The organism is Roseateles sp. SL47 (assembly GCF_026625885.1).
In the GTDB taxonomy this organism is placed as follows: Bacteria; Pseudomonadota; Gammaproteobacteria; order Burkholderiales; family Burkholderiaceae_C; genus Roseateles.
In genome coordinates this window covers 541,295-555,228 of sequence record NZ_CP113068.1, presented here as the reverse complement: position 1 = coordinate 555,228, position 13,934 = coordinate 541,295, and the positions used below count along the sequence as shown (strand labels likewise).

The following is a 13,934-nucleotide window of genomic DNA, read 5'->3' as shown; positions in this document are numbered from 1 at the left end:
CACTTTTTCTCTCGATGACCGCCGCAGACGCTCGTTCACAGGCACTGGCTTCCCAGGCGCGGCGCGTTCACACGGAAGTGCTGCTGCGGGGCCTGCCTGCCGTGGTGGCCTCCCTCACCACGGCAGTGCAGGACCTGCGGTCCCAGCCTGCCGAGCACGCGCTGCAGATGGCCCGCCGCGACGCTTTTGAAGCGTGGCAGCGGTGTGCCACGCCTTGGCATGCCCGCCTGGGCAAGTCGCTGCGGCATGTGTATCACCACGGGCCGGGCGATTCCCGGTCCGCGTCGCTCTCCAGCCGTCCCCAGAATCTGTCCTTGGTGGATGACGACACCATCGAGCGGGAAATCATCGCCTCTCGCCTGGCCCTGGCCATGCTGGACAAGGCAAGCTGGGAATTCAGCGACCTGCGCAACCGGTTGCAGCGCCTGGAGGGCTTGGAAGACCTGCCCCATCAGGATCTGCTGCGCGCGCAGGTCTTCTCCCGCCTGGTGCTGGACGCCTGGTTTGAGTCCGGCCTCACCAGCTCCATCTGGCAGATGCTGCAGCGTCCGCTGCATCAGGAACTGTCGCTACTGCTGAGCGAGGCCTATCACGACAGCAATCACTGGCTGCTCCAGCAGGGCGTGATGCCCGAGGTGGACCTGCGGCCGTTGATCCGCCGCAATGCGTCCGGGCTGCAGCCATCGGCGCCTGGTGCAGGCCCGGCGGCACCGGCCGGCACGGCTGCGCCGCAGAGCGGGGGCCATGGGCCTTCGCATGGTGCTTACGCAACGCCTGGCATCGCCCCCCCATCCTCCGCCGCTGCGTCAATGGCTGCTTCGGCGGCTGCTTCCGCCGCCTCATCGGCCGCCGGAGCCGTCATGGCGCCAGCAGCGCAGTCGGCCCAGCAGGTCATGGCGCAGTTGCAACGTGTGTTGGCACGTCATGTCCCCGAGCTGGCCCGTGCACCGGCGCCACCGCCACCGCCGCCGATGTCCCGCTCCGCCCAACTGGGGCCGGCCACCGGCCGCGCTACCATCACCAGCCCGTCGCCCACCCAGATGGGCGCTCCCTTGTCGCGGCATTCCCAGCGGCTGGGCGCGGCCATCACCATGGCGCAGGAGACCGTGCAGCGGCGGGTCGAGCAGGCGGACGCTCCCGGCGTGGACATCCACATGACCGCGCCCCAGGCGCTGGACGAAATCCGGCAGCGCAACCAGGTGCTGAAATCGGCCCTGAAACAGGCCGCAGATACGCCCGCCGAGCGCGCCACCATTGAACTGGTGGCCTTGCTGTTCCAGGCCATCCTGCAAGAGGAGCGTATCCCGCCGTCGCTGCGTGTGTGGTTTGCCCGGCTGCAGATGCCGGTGCTGCGCGTGGCCATCGGCGAACCCGATTTCTTTGCTGCGGAAGATCATCCGGCGCGTCGTCTCATCGACCGCATGGGCGCCTGCGTCATGGGTTTCAGTGCCTCGGCCGCCGACATCGGTGATGCCCTGGAGCGAGAAATCAAACGCGTGGTGCAGGTGGTGGAAGCCTATCCGGACACCGGTCGCCGCGTTTTCCAGACGGTGCTGACCGAATTCGAGAAGTTCCTCGACCACTACTTCCAGCAGGAAAACGAAGTCTCCCGAAAGGGTGTCTCGCTGGCGCAGCAGGTGGAGCAGCGCGAAACGCTGGCCATTCAATACACGATTGAACTGCGCAAGATGCTGTCCGAGGTCCCGGTGCAGGACGGTGTCCGGGACTTCCTCTTCCAGATCTGGGCCGATGTGCTGGCCGTGACCGGCGTGCGGTATGGCCCGCATGCCGATCAGACCAAGCTGATGAAGCGGGCAGCGGCCGATCTCATCTGGTCGGCCAGTGCAAAGGTGTCCCGTGAGGATCGGGCCGAGGTCATCCGCCGCCTGCCGCCCTTGCTCAAGACCTTGCGCGACGGCATGGGTCATGCGGGCATGACCACCGACCGGCAGGATGAGCAGATCCGCTCGCTCAACAATGCTTTGGCTGCGGCGTTCACGGCCAAGACCGCGGCCATCCCGCGCGAGCGTCTGGATGAGCTGATGGGCCAGCTGGAGACGCTGGAGGCCATGCTGCCCAACACCGAAGCCGGCGTGGAAGTCAACGAATCGCTGGTGCGAGACCTGTCCAGCCATGAGGTGGACGGGCTGGAAGTGGTGGCCGAAGGCGGCACCGCGCCCACGCCGGCCATGCTGGCCTGGGCCCGTGAACTGCAGGTGGGCAGCTGGTACATGCTGGACTACCGCAACCGGGTGGAGCCGGTGCAACTGGTGTGGCGCGGCATGCGCCACCACCTGATTCTGTTTGTCTCGCCGCAGGGGCGTGGGGTGCTGTTCCAGCTCAGCCGGTTGGCGGCCTTCCTGCAAGCGGGGCTGATGCTGCCCGCGCAGGACGAGTCGCTCACCGTCAAGGCCACCCGCAATGCGCTGGCCAAGCTGGAAGTGGATCCGAGCCGCCTGCTGGCTTGAGCCTAGCCTCGGACGGCTTGAGCGTCAGACGGCTTGAGCGTCAGACGGCTTGAGCGAGGACTCGTTCGCGCGAGCCCTCTCGGGCGGTCAGGCTCGGGGCCACGAATCCTGGCTCGCACATTTCACGGCTCACGGTGAGAACCTCAGGCCACGCAACCCAGGCCGCACCTCGCAGTCGGCCCCCCAGAAGGTGCCCGCCCCAAACAAAAAAGCCTCAGCGCGATACTCCTAAGTACGCCTGAGGCTTTTTGTTGCCAAGTCGGGAGGCTGCTAGTGGATCAGCCGTTCTTCTGGCGCCACAAACAGCTCGTCCAGGATGAGTGCATCGGGCTCTTCCCCCAGGCTCCAGAACACCATCAGCACGATGATCTTCAGATCTTCCAGGTCCAGCGGGCCACCGGGGATGGCCATGGCGCGGTCAATGACCATTTCACGCATGGCGGTGGGCAGCACCCCGGCCGAGGCCAGGAAGCTGATGAAGCCCATGGAGGCGTCACCCAGGTGTTCCTGTTCGTCCCGGGAATAGATGCGCAGACTGCGTTCACCCGGCTCGGCATGATGCGATTGGGCGGAAGCGGCCAGCCCGTCCAGCCAGGAGAGGGCGTCACGGATCTCGTCGTCCTCAAACCCCACGGCTGACAGTTTCCGGGTCAGCTGGGCGTGATCCGGACAGGCGTCAGGCCGCCAGTAGGTTTCGTACAGATAGACGAGCACGTCAAACATAGAGGCACTATACCCCAGGGCCTGAAACCCCTCCGGAGCGAAATGAAAGGGCCTTGGCGCGGATATTCCCGGATAGGGCGGGCCCGAGGCGCTCAGGCGCGGACGCGACGCTGGAAGCGGGCGCCAGGGAGCCGCGCCACCGCGCCTTGCAGTTCCAGATCCAGAAGTGCGGCAGACAACTCGTCTATCGGCCAGCCGGTGCGTTGGCTCAATTGCTCCAGCGACAAGGGGTCGTGGCCCAGGGCGCGCAGGAGGGGATGCCGGGGTTCGGCCGCACTGTCCTGGGTCGATCCACGGCTTGCGGGGGCGGCCGTGGTGGGCGAAGAAACGGAGGTGAGCGCGGACTCCGCTTGCGCGCCAGCCGCCGCGTTCATCGGCGGCAGTTCACACAGCAGGTCCTCCAGGGTCTGAACCAGGCAGGCGCCCTGCTTGAGCAGATGGTGGCAGCCCCGCGACTGTGGCGCGTGAATGGAGCCAGGAATGGCAAACACCTCGCGGCCCGCCTCGCTGGCCATGCGCGCGGTGATCAGGGAGCCTGATTTCACCGCCGCTTCCACCACCAGGCAGCCTTCTGTGAGACCGGCAATGATGCGATTGCGCTGCGGGAAATTCGGTGCCAGCGGCGGCGTGCCGATGAAGAATTCGCTGATCAACAACCCGCGTCGCCCGATGTGCCGGGCCAGTGCTTCGTGGGCCAGGGGATAGACCTGATCCAGGCCTGTGCCCAGCACGGCCATGGTGCCGCCAGCGGTGTTCAGCGCGGCCTCATGGGCGGCGCCGTCGATGCCGGCGGCCAGACCCGACACCACACAGAAGCCTGCCTCCCCCAGACCCGCAGCAAACTGACGGGCGTTGTCCTCACCTTGCGGCGTGGGGTGGCGGCTGCCCACCACGGCCACCGAGCGGTGCTGCAGCAACTCGCGTCGCCCCTCCAGGTGCAGCAGCAAGGGTGGGTCGGCGGTGTTGAGCAGGGCCGTGGGATAGTCGGGGTCACCCAGCAGCAGCAGGCTGCGGGACGCCGGTGAGGAGGCGGAGCCTGACTCAGTGCCCTCCAGCCACGCCATCGTTCGGCGCCAGGTCTGTTCCAGCTTGGGAGGGCCGTCGCGAAGACGTTGTTGCTCGGCGGCGGTCACCAGGCCGGTCCAGCCGGCGGGGCCCCGCCTTGAGCACTGCCGCAGGGTCGCCGTGGCGGGTCAGCAGCCGCCGGGCGGCGGCGCGGCCGACGCTGTCCAGCAGATGCAGCCAGGTCCGGAGGTCCTCGTGCTGCATCGCTGTCCTGCGTCGGGGTCAGCCTCAGCCCATGCTAGGGCTGGGTGAAGCGGTCGCCGGTGGTGACCGGTTCCTGCACGGTCAGGACCAGGGCGTAGGAGACCCGGTCAAAGACCTGGAAGACAAACAGCGAACCATGGCGTTCATCCGGCAGGCGAATGGCGTCCTTGGATTCGGTGGTGGTGTCCTTGACCACACGACCCGCACGCCACAGGGCCAGCACGTGGCCGCGTTCCATGCCGTCCGCCGCGCCGCGATTCAGCGCCACGATCTGGTTCTGGCCCGCGTTGATGGCGTCCCCATAGACCGAGATGATGAAGCCATCCACCGGATTGGCCGGGGCATGCGGCATGTAGCTGGTGTAGCCGCGGGCCGGGATCGGCGCCAGACGGTCGCCCACACCCACTTCCTGGCGCACCAGGCCGACCTTCAGCGTGGTGGGCACTTCTTGCGGCGTGCCAGCACCGCTGCCGGGGCGGACCACATCGGCCGTGCCCACGTAGGCGGCTTCGTAACCCAGCACTTCCTTCGTCACCGGGTCCAGCAGCGGCTTGGCCTGGCGGAAGATGCGGTATTCGGTGTCGCCACTGAATTCGCCGCGAGCGTAGGCCAGCTCACCCTTGGTCATCCACACCCGGTTTTCCTGGGCGGCCACCACACGAGGCGCCGTGGCCAGCTCGTTGGTGTTGAGGACGATGGCCTCGTTCAGGAAGGGCTCGATCAGATGCTGCGGGATGGAGGAGATGGAGCCGTCGTTCAGATCGGTGGAGCGCACGCGGGGCGACAGCTTCACATCCCCATTGGTGCCGCTGCCGCCGACTTCGCGGCCCAGTTGCAGACGGGCGCGGCCATCAGCCTTCACCAGCACCAGCACCTGTCCGGGGTAGATCAGGTGAGGGTTGCGGATCTGGTCGTTGTTCATGCCCCAGAGTTCGGGCCAGCGCCACGGGGACTTCAGGAAGATGCTGGAGATGCCCCACAGCGTGTCGCCACGCTTGACGGTGTAGGTGTCTGGCGCGTTGGGCGCCAGCTCTGACAGGGGAACGCCCGCCTGGGCCACCTTTTGAGCGGTATCCCGCTGCTTGGGCGTGATGGGGTAGTCACCGGCCGCCATTGCAGGCGTGCTGATGAGAGCGCCGGCGAGCAGCGCTGCATAAATGGTCGTCAAGCCCAGCGGCCGCCGTTGCGTCATTCCTTGTTCTCCCGCCGTAGTGAAGGCCCCTCGTGGCCAGTGGCGCTTTCATGCGAGCGAATCGCGGGTCTTCGCAAATCGGCGAAAATCCACTCATCGCTGGCGGCGATTCTGCCCAGATTCAGGGGTACCCGCAATGAAGGGAGCCGCCCCCGCTTGCAAGCCCTTACAAACCGGCGTTGTGTTGTGTCCACAAGCGCACACGTCCTTACCATGTCGAAACTCAACATTCTTCGTTACCCCGATCCTCGCCTGCACACTGTGGCCCAGCCCGTGGCAGTGGTGGACGACCGCATCCGTCAATTGGCGGACGACATGCTCGAAACCATGTATGCCGCCGAAGGGGTGGGCCTGGCCGCCACTCAGGTGGATGTGCATGAGCGTGTTCTCGTGATGGATGTCTCGGAAGAGCGCAATCAGCCGCTGGTTCTGGTCAATCCGGAGCTCGTGGCCAAGAGCGATTGACGAGCTCATCGAGGGTGAAGAGGGCTGCCTCTCCGTCCCGACGATCTACGACAAGGTCATGCGCCATCGCCACGTCACCGTGCAGGCCCTGGACCGCGACGGCAACACCTTCCAGTTCGATGCGGAAGGCCTGCTGTCCGTCTGCGTGCAGCATGAGATGGATCATCTGGCCGGCAAGGTGTTTGTGGAATACCTCAGCCCGCTCAAACGCGAACGCATCAAGACCAAGCTCGTGAAAAAAGCACGCGAAGACTCAAAGGGTCGTTGATGACGGAGCACAACGGTTCCAGCCCCGCATCGTCGGCGGGCCCGGCGGTGCAGTCCTTGAGTGCGGTGGACCGTGCAGCGCTCGCGGGTCTGCGTGTCGGTTTTGCCGGCACCCCGGAATTCGCCGCCGTGGCCCTGCAGGCGCTGCTGGACGCCGGCATCACGGTGCCGCTGGTGCTGAGCCAGCCGGACCGGCCAGCCGGCCGTGGCATGAAGCTGCAGGCCTCTCCCGTCAAGCAACTGGCGGTGCGTCATGACATTCCGGTCGCACAGCCGCGCAGTCTCCGCCTGGACGGCAAGTTCGCCGATGAGGCCGAAACCGGGCGTGCGGCGCTGGAAGCGGCCCGGCTGGACGTGCTGGTGGTCGCCGCCTACGGCCTCATTCTTCCCGCCTGGGTGCTGACCCAACCGCGTCTGGGCTGCCTGAACATCCACGCATCCCTGCTGCCGCGCTGGCGCGGTGCGGCCCCGATCCATCGGGCCATTGAAGCCGGGGATGCGGAAACCGGCATCACCATCATGCAGATGGACGAGGGCCTGGACACCGGCGACATGCTGCTGGAAGACCGCGAGCCCATTGCGGCGGACGACACCACCGCCCGCCTGCATGACCGTCTGGCGGCCATGGGGGGACGATTGATCCTCACGGCGCTGGCCCAGGCGGCCACCGGTCGTCTGCAACCCCGCCGCCAACCGGAGGCGGGTGTCACCTACGCGCACAAGATCGACAAGGCCGAAAGCCAGATTCGATGGACCGATGACGCCAGCCAGATCGCGCGCCGTCTGCGGGCCTTTGATCCCTTCCCGGGTGGTGTGGCCCAACTGGACGAAGAGTCGCTGAAGATCTGGCGTGCGGAAGTGGTCGCATCGGTGGACGCCCTGCCGGCCTCCACCCAGCCCGGCGACATCCTGTCGGTCACCGCCGAGGGCCCGGTGGTGGCCTGTGGTCAAGGCGCTGTTCGCCTGCTGGAACTGCAACGTGCCGGTGGCAAGCGCCTGCCGGCGGCGGCCTTCCTGCAGTCCCGGCCGCTGCGGCCTGGCGAACGGCTGAGCTGAACGCCGCGCCAGCATCGGTCCTTCCGCACCTGTCCGCAGGGGATTTCGACTTGAACCTGCGGCCCGCGCCGCCACATGGTTCCTCAGGACGGTGTACTGTCCACATGTCCACGTGTCGGTTCGACCGTGTGCCGTTTGACGTTTGACGTTTGACGTTTGACGTTTGACCGTTTGCCATTCAGCCCTTTTTGCGAGGATCGAGGAGACCAGCCATGTTCAACCTGATGAAGACAGCCATCCTGATGGCCGCCATCACCGCCCTGTTTGTGGTGATCGGGTCCGTCATTGGAGGTCAGCAGGGCATGGTGATTGCGCTGGTGTTTGCGCTGGCCATGAATTTCTTCAGCTACTGGTTCTCGGACAAGATGGTGCTGAAGATGTACAACGCGCAGGAGGTGGACGAGGCGAGTGCGCCGCAGTTCTACCGCATGGTGCGTGAGCTGGCCCAGCGGGCGCAGCTGCCCATGCCGCGTGTGTACCTCATCCAGGAAGACGCCCCCAACGCCTTTGCCACCGGCCGCAACCCGGAGCATGCGGCGGTGGCCGCCACCACCGGCATCCTGCGGGTGCTCAGTGAGCGGGAGCTGCGCGGTGTCATGGCGCACGAGCTGGCGCACGTGAAGCACCGGGACATCCTGATTTCCACCATCAGCGCCACCATGGCGGGTGCGATTTCTGCGCTGGCCAACTTTGCGGTGTTTTTCAGCGGTCGTGACAGTGAAGGTCGTCCGTCCAATCCGCTGGTGGGCCTGCTGGTGGCCATCCTGGCACCGATCGCGGCTGGCCTCATCCAGATGGCCATCAGCCGTGCCCGTGAATTCGAAGCCGACCGTGGCGGTGCGGAAATCTCCGGCGACCCGCAGGCCCTGGCCTCGGCGCTGGACAAGATCCACCGCTATGCTCAGGGCATTCCTCTGGAAGCCACCGAGCGCCATCCGGAAACGGCCCAGATGATGATCATGAACCCGCTCTCTGGCGGTGGGCTGCGAGGCCTGTTCAGCACGCACCCGGCCACCGAAGAGCGCATTGCGCGCCTGATGGCGATGGTGCGCCGGTAACTCCAGCTCAAGCGGCGTCACGGCCGGCCGATATCGAGATGATGAAGCTCTGTGCGTCCCTCCTGTCCTCCGCTCGCCGCCCGCAGGCGGCGGCGGACCTTGCGGGCCCCTTTGTGGGGCCCGTTTCCGTTGCTGCCTCTGCTTGCGGGCGGGGGCTGCGCCTGGCGCTGATGCCGGCGGCCGTGGCGGGGCTGCTGCTGATGTCCGGCTGTGACCAGTTGGGCATTGAAGACCCGGCCAAGGTGGCGGCGGCCAAGGAAGCCGAGGGCAAAGCCATTGGCGGCGCCTGCCGCAATGCCATGCGGGCCATCGAAGACTGTTATGCCCTCAACCCCAAGGCCCAGAAGGCGGCGGTGTATGACGGCTGGCGCGAGATGGACGAATACATGCGCGAGAACAAGCTGGAAGGCACCCGCCCGGTGGTGGCCCATGGCGCCGCCAGCAAGCCGGCGGACGCGTCGGCGGACGCGGGGGATGCCGAAGAGTCGGCCAAGGGCAGCAAGTCTGACAAGGCCGACAAGACGGAGAAGGCCGATAAATCCGACAAGGCCGGCAAGGGCAAGAACGCCGGCTGAGGCCGCCACCGCCACTGCGGCAGCTTCATGCCCGTGCTGCTGCAGATCGTCCCGGTCTGGATGCAGTTCGTCACCCCGTGCTGGCGCCCTCCCGGGGGGCAGGCCGATGATGCGATCATTCCGAATCCCAGGAGATTGCATCCATGAACAAGACCGCCCGCCGCTACACAGGCCGCTCCACCCGCCGCTTTGTCGCTTTCACGCTGCTTGGACTCGCGGCGGCCGGTTCTGCGCACGCCTGGTCCTGGACCTTTGGCGGGTCCCAGCGGGTGGAAGGCAACGGGACGGTCACCTCGGAAAAGCGGGACACCGGCAGCTTCGAGGCCGTGGCACTGAGCAGCAGTTTCAGGGTGGTGGTGCGCCAGGCTGACACCGACAAGGTGGAAGTGCGCACCGACAGCAATCTCCAGCCCTACCTGGAGACCCGGGTGGTGGAGGGCCGGCAGGGCCGCACGCTGGAGATCTCCTCCAAGCGGGGCTACCAGCTCAACAGCAGCAGCACGCCGGTGATCACGCTGGAACTGCGGCAACTGCGGGGGGTCTCCATCAGCGGCTCGGGTGAGATCCGGGTGGAGAACATGAAGGTCAGCGGCACGCTGGACGCCAGCATCGCGGGCAGCGGTGACATCCGCCTCTCCGGCGTGGAAGCCGACCGTGTCGGGCTGCGGGTGTCCGGCAGCGGCGACATCGTCGCCAACGGCAAGGCGGGCGCCCTGGGCGTCAGCGTGACCGGCAGCGGTGATGTCAAGGCACGCGAACTGGCCGTGGATGACGCCAAGGTCAGCATTGCCGGCAGCGGCGATGTGACGGTGCAGGCGCGCCGCCGACTGGATGTGAGCATCGCCGGCTCCGGGGATGTCGGTTATGTCGGGAGCCCTGAGATCAGCCTGTCCAACGCGGGCTCCGGGAGCGTGCGTCGCCTGAAGGACTGACGGGGCGGCCCACCTCATTCCGGGTGCCTTCATCAGCGCCCATTCAACCGGGCGCACCCCGCCCAGCCGCAAGACCCGGCGGCATGCCGATGCCGGGCGAATGCCGGACCCGCTCCAGGCTGAACGTGGGCGAGGGGCGACACCTGGGACAGTGGAGCGCCGACAATCCGGCCATGGCCGAACTCCTCCCCGCGCATTGGCGCCATCCCGAATTCCGGCAAGGTGCCAAGGACATGCTGGGCATCACGCTGGGCATTTCCGCCTGGGGCCTGGTGACGGGGGTGGCCATGGTCAAGAGCGGGCTGAGCGTCTGGATGGCGCTGTTCATGAGCCTGGTGGTGTTTGCCGGCAGTTCCCAGCTGGCGTCCCTCCCATTGATTGCCAGCGGTGCGCCGCTGTGGGTGCTTTGGGCCACGTCCTTCTGCGTGAACCTGCGCTTTGTGATCTTCAGCACCCAGTGGCGTCACTACCTGGCCCCTCTGCCGCGGGGGCAACGCCTCTGGATGGCGTACTTTGCGGCCGACCTCAACTACGTTGCCTTTCTCAAGCGCTTTCCGGACATGACGTCCGACCCGGAGCGGCAGGTCCCTTACTTCTGGGGCGGCGTGGCCATCAACTGGTGTGCCTGGCAGGTGCCGGCCATTGCGGGCATCTTCCTGGCTGACCGCATCCCGACCCACTGGGGCCTCGGTTTTGCCGGTGTGCTCGCCCTGCTGGGCTTGAGTTATTCGCTGCTGGGCAACCGCACCACCTGGGTCTCTGCGGCCGTGGCGGCGTGTGCGGCGGTGGCGGCGTACGGCTTGCCGCTGCGCCTGAACATCCTCGTGGCGATTGCGGCGGCTGTGGCTGCCGGCTTGATGATGGAGCGCTGGCCACCGGGCACTTCCCGCAACGCAGGCCATGGAGGCCAGGCATGAGCGGTTGGGAAACGGTGCTGGGCATTGCCGGCATGGCCTTGATCACGGTCCTCACCCGGGCGTTCTTCCTCATTCCCGAGCGTGAGGTGCCGATGCCGGGCTGGCTGCGCGATGGCCTGCGTTATGCGCCATTGGCCGCACTGGCGGCGGTTATCGTGCCGGAGATCGTCATGACCCAGGGCGAGCTGATCTCCACCTGGAAGGACGCGCGCCTCTACGCGGTGGCCGCCGGTACGGCTTATTTCTTCTGGAAGCGCGGCATTCTGGGCACCATTGTCAGCGGCACGGTGGTGATGCTTGCCTTGCGCATCGGTCTGGGGTGGTGACGGTCCGCTCTTGGTAAGCTTCGCCCGATCACTGCGGCTGCTTGCCAACCGCAACAGATTTCCCACAACTTCAGTCGATTCATCATGAATGTCTTGCGTTTCGCCGACCTGGTCAGTGCTGGCAAGGTTGCCAACCAGCGCGTGTTCATCCGCGCCGACCTCAATGTGCCGCTCAATGATGCCGGCGAGATCACTGAGGACACCCGCGTGCGGGCCAGCATCCCCGCCATTGAAATGGCGCTCAAGGCCGGCGCGGCGGTGATGGTGACCTCTCACCTCGGCCGTCCGACCGAAGGCGAATTCAAGCCTGAAGACTCGCTGGCCCCGGTGGCGCGCCGTCTGAGTGAACTGCTGGGCCGTGACGTGCCGCTCAAGGTCAACTGGGTGGACGGCGTGGACGTGGCCCCGGGCCAGGTGGTGCTGCTGGAAAACTGCCGGGTGAACAAGGGCGAAAAGAAGAACAGCGAAGAGCTGTCGCGCAAGATGGCGGCGCTGTGCGACATCTTTGTGCACGATGCCTTTGGCACGGCGCATCGCGCCGAAGCATCCACCTACGGCATTGCCCAGTTCGCCAAGATCGCCTGCGCCGGACCGCTGCTGGCGGCCGAGATCGATGCCATCACCAAGGCGCTGGCCAATCCGAAGCGCCCGCTGGTGGCCATCGTTGCGGGCTCCAAGGTCTCGACCAAGCTGACCATCCTGAAGTCGCTGTCCAACAATGTGGACGGTCTGATCGTGGGCGGCGGCATTGCCAACACCTTCATGCTGGCCGCAGGCCTGAAGATTGGCAAATCGCTGGCCGAGCCGGACCTGGTGGGTGAAGCCAAGGCCGTCATCGATGCCATGCAGGCCCGCGGCGCTGCGGTGCCGATTCCGGTGGATGTGGTGACGGCCAAGGCCTTTGCCGCCGATGCGCCGGCCACCGTCAAGGCAGCCACCGATGTGGCCGATGATGATCTGATCCTGGACATCGGCCCGAAGACGGCGGCCCAACTGGCCGAACAGCTCAAGGCCTCCGGCACCATCGTCTGGAACGGCCCGGTGGGTGTGTTCGAGTTTGATGCCTTTGCCCATGGCACCGAAACCATCGCCCGCGCGATTGCTGCGTCGGACGCCTTCTCGATTGCCGGCGGTGGCGACACGCTGGCGGCGATTGCCAAATACGGCATCGACAAGGATGTTGGCTACATCTCCACCGGCGGCGGGGCGTTCCTCGAAGTGCTGGAAGGCAAGACCCTGCCCGCCTTCGAGATCCTGAGCCGCCGCGCGGCGGGCTGAGAGGCCTGAGCGCCACGGGCAGTGCCTGATCTTTGACAGGCGCCACGAGCGCTGGTTGCATCCGCCGTTCGCGGGGTTGCCAACAACAAAGGGGCGCCACGGCGCCCCTTGTTGATGCGGCAAGGCCTTCCCGGCCCGGCGTTTACATCGCCTGGTAGTGGGGCACCTTGCCGTCCTGTGCTTTCACCGCGCCAAAACGCGCGGCCAGCTTGGACTGCAGCGTCAGCGGCAGCGGCGCAAAGCCGGTGCCGCGCGTCAGGTCGTCCCCGTGCATGAAGCACCAGTAGAGGAAGCGCATCACGGGAGAGGCCTCATCGCCCTTGGCTGGCGTGGCATCGATCAGGACAAAGCTGGTCATGGTGATGGGCCAGCTGCTGGCGCCCGGTCGATTCATCAGCGAGGCCAGATCGTCGCCCTTGCGGGAGAGCTCGCTTTCGGCGATGGAGGCGCGAAAGCCTGCTTCGTTGGCGCTCACCCATTGGCCGGCGGCATTGCGCAGCCTCACCGCATTCAGGCGCTCGGCCTGCACCCGGTCATAACTGACATAGGCAATCGACCCGGGCGCGGCCTTCAGGGCCTTGACCATGCCGTCGTTGCCCTCGGCGCGCTCCACCTCGCCCGGCCACTTGGGCTGGGCATTGGTGCCGATCTCGGCGGCGAAGCTGGGCGAGACCTCGCTCAGATAGCGGGTGAAGCCTTCACTGGTGCCGGACTTGTCGGCGCGCACCACCCGGCGAACGGCCAGGGCAGGCAGTGGCAGACCCGGATTGAGGGCGGTGATGCGCGGGTCATTCCACTGGCGGATGCGGCCGGCCATCAGGTCCGCCAGCACCTCGCCGCTGAGTTGCAGCCGCCCTTCGGGCACGCTGGGCAACTGCACCACCGGCACGATGCCGCCCACCAGCATCGGAATCTGCACCAGATGCCGCTTCGCCAGTTCCTCGGCCGACAAGGGGGAATCGCTGCCGCCGAACTGCACCTCGCGGGCGGTGATGCGCTTGACGCCATCACCCGAACCGGTGGCCTTGTAGGTCACGGCCTGGCCGCCGTTGCTCTTTTCATAGGCGAGGGCCCAGCGTCCGTAGACCAGCGAAGGGAAGGACGCGCCTGCGCCCTGCACCTGGGCAAACGCGCTGGAGGCGAGGGTCAGCAATGCGCCCAGCCAGAGGCCGCGCAGAACACGGCGCGAGCCCCCTGCGGTGGCAGCGTGTGTTGGGGTGAAGGGAGCAGGGACGGACTTGAAAGGCATGCTAGGGCAATCACGAAGGCTGGAGGCGCCGCGATTCTAGGGAGGTGGCGTGCGCGGAAGATGTCTGGAACGGCCCGTGTTCTGGGGAGATCTCCCGACCTGTTGTGCGAATGCCGACAGGTGTGGCCTGGTGAGCGCCCGATGCATTGCCATCTTTGC

At 66.4% G+C, this 13,934-nt stretch carries 12 protein-coding genes and 1 pseudogene; 9 read left to right on the top strand and 4 right to left on the bottom strand.

Annotation, left to right across the window (positions count from 1 at the left end; genetic code table 11):
* Nucleotides 1-14: 14 nt before the first annotated feature.
* On the top strand, nt 15-2,468 hold the full coding sequence (locus tag OU995_RS02330) for a DUF1631 family protein (RefSeq protein ID WP_267833733.1): 2,454 nt from the start codon (nt 15-17) through the stop codon (nt 2,466-2,468).
* Between the two features lie 270 nt (nt 2,469-2,738).
* Here OU995_RS02330 and OU995_RS02325 read toward each other — a convergent pair whose 3' ends face one another.
* The 3 genes from OU995_RS02325 to OU995_RS02315 all read right to left on the bottom strand — a co-directional run bounded on the left by OU995_RS02325 (nt 2,739) and on the right by OU995_RS02315 (nt 5,652).
* Complete coding sequence (locus OU995_RS02325; protein ID WP_088454524.1) at nt 2,739-3,191, bottom strand: DUF494 family protein; 453 nt, start codon at nt 3,189-3,191, stop codon at nt 2,739-2,741.
* Nucleotides 3,192-3,283: 92 nt separating this feature from the next.
* Entirely contained in the window at nt 3,284-4,324 is a 1,041-nt protein-coding gene (gene dprA / locus OU995_RS02320; RefSeq protein ID WP_267833732.1) for a DNA-processing protein DprA, read from the bottom strand.
* A 170-nt stretch (nt 4,325-4,494) separates the two neighbouring features.
* Nucleotides 4,495-5,652 (bottom strand): LysM peptidoglycan-binding domain-containing protein, encoded by a 1,158-nt coding sequence (locus OU995_RS02315; RefSeq protein WP_267833731.1) that lies wholly within the window; start codon nt 5,650-5,652, stop codon nt 4,495-4,497.
* Nucleotides 5,653-5,865: 213 nt separating this feature from the next.
* Between OU995_RS02315 and def the strand changes: the two are divergent.
* From def to OU995_RS02275, 8 genes and pseudogenes are all read left to right on the top strand, one after another.
* A pseudogene (def, locus tag OU995_RS02310) lies at nt 5,866-6,385 on the top strand (peptide deformylase).
* Nucleotides 6,386-6,474: 89 nt separating this feature from the next.
* A complete protein-coding gene (gene fmt, locus OU995_RS02305; protein ID WP_267836152.1) occupies nt 6,475-7,440 on the top strand; it encodes a methionyl-tRNA formyltransferase in 966 nt (321 codons plus the stop codon).
* 212 nt (nt 7,441-7,652) lie between these two features.
* Nucleotides 7,653-8,498, top strand: a complete 846-nt coding sequence (gene htpX, locus OU995_RS02300) for a zinc metalloprotease HtpX (protein ID WP_267833730.1) — start codon at nt 7,653-7,655, stop codon at nt 8,496-8,498.
* A 38-nt stretch (nt 8,499-8,536) separates the two neighbouring features.
* Complete coding sequence (locus tag OU995_RS02295) at nt 8,537-9,073, top strand: hypothetical protein (protein ID WP_420714798.1); 537 nt, start codon at nt 8,537-8,539, stop codon at nt 9,071-9,073.
* A 143-nt stretch (nt 9,074-9,216) separates the two neighbouring features.
* Nucleotides 9,217-10,005 carry a head GIN domain-containing protein gene (locus tag OU995_RS02290; protein WP_267833729.1) on the top strand — a complete coding sequence of 263 codons (789 nt, stop codon included), beginning with the start codon at nt 9,217-9,219 and terminating at the stop codon, nt 10,003-10,005.
* 173 nt (nt 10,006-10,178) lie between these two features.
* A complete protein-coding gene (locus OU995_RS02285) occupies nt 10,179-10,922 on the top strand; it encodes an AzlC family ABC transporter permease (RefSeq protein WP_267833728.1) in 744 nt (247 codons plus the stop codon).
* Entirely contained in the window at nt 10,919-11,248 is a 330-nt protein-coding gene (locus OU995_RS02280) for an AzlD domain-containing protein (RefSeq protein ID WP_267833727.1), read from the top strand. The genes OU995_RS02285 and OU995_RS02280 overlap by 4 nt, the downstream gene beginning before the upstream one ends.
* An 84-nt stretch (nt 11,249-11,332) precedes the next feature.
* Nucleotides 11,333-12,526 carry a phosphoglycerate kinase gene (locus tag OU995_RS02275; RefSeq protein ID WP_267833726.1) on the top strand — a complete coding sequence of 398 codons (1,194 nt, stop codon included), beginning with the start codon at nt 11,333-11,335 and terminating at the stop codon, nt 12,524-12,526.
* A 142-nt stretch (nt 12,527-12,668) separates the two neighbouring features.
* On the opposite strand, the gene pstS is transcribed toward OU995_RS02275, so the two are convergent.
* Nucleotides 12,669-13,775 (bottom strand): phosphate ABC transporter substrate-binding protein PstS, encoded by a 1,107-nt coding sequence (pstS, locus tag OU995_RS02270; RefSeq protein ID WP_267833725.1) that lies wholly within the window; start codon nt 13,773-13,775, stop codon nt 12,669-12,671.
* Nucleotides 13,776-13,934: the final 159 nt, after the last annotated feature.

Excerpts from the sequence above, each read along its gene's own strand:
- OU995_RS02325 (WP_088454524.1), bottom strand. The coding sequence starts at position 3,191 with ATGTTTGACGTGCTCGTCTATCTGTACGAAACCTACTGGCGGCCTGAC.
- pstS (WP_267833725.1), bottom strand. The coding sequence starts at position 13,775 with ATGCCTTTCAAGTCCGTCCCTGCTCCCTTCACCCCAACACACGCTGCC.
- OU995_RS02290 (WP_267833729.1), top strand. The coding sequence starts at position 9,217 with ATGAACAAGACCGCCCGCCGCTACACAGGCCGCTCCACCCGCCGCTTT.
- OU995_RS02285 (WP_267833728.1), top strand. The coding sequence starts at position 10,179 with ATGGCCGAACTCCTCCCCGCGCATTGGCGCCATCCCGAATTCCGGCAA.
- OU995_RS02295 (WP_420714798.1), top strand. The coding sequence starts at position 8,537 with ATGATGAAGCTCTGTGCGTCCCTCCTGTCCTCCGCTCGCCGCCCGCAG.
- htpX (WP_267833730.1), top strand. The coding sequence starts at position 7,653 with ATGTTCAACCTGATGAAGACAGCCATCCTGATGGCCGCCATCACCGCC.
- OU995_RS02275 (WP_267833726.1), top strand. The coding sequence starts at position 11,333 with ATGAATGTCTTGCGTTTCGCCGACCTGGTCAGTGCTGGCAAGGTTGCC.
- OU995_RS02330 (WP_267833733.1), top strand. The coding sequence starts at position 15 with ATGACCGCCGCAGACGCTCGTTCACAGGCACTGGCTTCCCAGGCGCGG.
- OU995_RS02315 (WP_267833731.1), bottom strand. The coding sequence starts at position 5,652 with ATGACGCAACGGCGGCCGCTGGGCTTGACGACCATTTATGCAGCGCTG.
- OU995_RS02280 (WP_267833727.1), top strand. The coding sequence starts at position 10,919 with ATGAGCGGTTGGGAAACGGTGCTGGGCATTGCCGGCATGGCCTTGATC.